At 57.5% G+C, this 918-nt stretch carries 1 protein-coding gene; it reads left to right on the top strand.

Annotated elements, in window-relative coordinates; all coding sequences use genetic code 11:
- On the top strand, nucleotides 1-918 hold a 918-nt coding region (locus GSQ91_RS14770; protein ID WP_371417115.1), incomplete at both ends, for a VirB4 family type IV secretion system protein.

Raw genomic sequence — 918 nt, 5'->3', positions numbered from 1 at the left:
TTCGTCTTCGATCTCGGGGGCAGCTACGAGACGCTGACGCGGGCCTTTGGCGGAACCTATCTGAACGTCGGCCTCAGAAATCCCGGCTTTACGATCAATCCATTTTCGCTCGAAGCCACCCACGAGAACCTGAATTTTCTGTATTTGTTTCTGCGAGTGCTGATCGAGTCTGGCGGCCGCTATGAGCTAACGCCCGAAGACGAGAAGGCATTGTTTGCCACAATCGAGCGCGTTTACAAGCTGCCCGCAGAGATACGCACGCTCACCAACTTCGCCTCCATCCTCGGACCGCTCGGGGAGCGCCTCTATCGCTGGACGCAGGCGGGGCAGTTCGGCCATCTCTTCGACAATCCCCAGGACACGCTCGCGTTCGCGCGCTTCCAGACCTTCAACTTCGACGGGTGGGCGGACTACCCCGATGTACTGGAGCCACTTTTGTTTTACGTCTTGCAGCGGGCATCGTCGGAGATCGAAAAACCCGCGAATACCGCGACTTTCAAGATGTTCATCATCGACGAGGCGTGGATCTTCCTCAAGAACCAGACCATCCGCGACTGGATCACGCGCGCGGAGAAAACATGGCGCAAGAAAAATGCCGCCATGCTGCTGGCGACCCAATCCGTGGTCGAGCTGGCATCTTCCGACATGCTCCACATCGTCAACGAGTCCTGCCCCACCAAGATCTTCCTGTCGAACCCCAACATCGACCGCAGAATGTACGCCGAAATCTTCCAGTTGAACGACACCCAGCTTGAGCTGCTGGAGTCGCTTGTGCCCAAGCGCGAGTTACTGCTGATCCAGCCGCGCGGCACCAAAAAGCTTGTGCTCGAAGTTGATGCTCTCGGCTATTGGATGGCGACGAATAACGCCCGCGACAACATCCGCAAACAGGACTACTTCACCCGCTTCGGACCGGAG

The organism is Granulicella sp. S156 (assembly GCF_009766105.1).
GTDB lineage: Bacteria > Acidobacteriota > Terriglobia > Terriglobales > Acidobacteriaceae > Granulicella.
The sequence above is the reverse complement of the archived record's forward strand: the minus strand, read 5'-3'. Positions and strand labels throughout refer to the sequence as shown.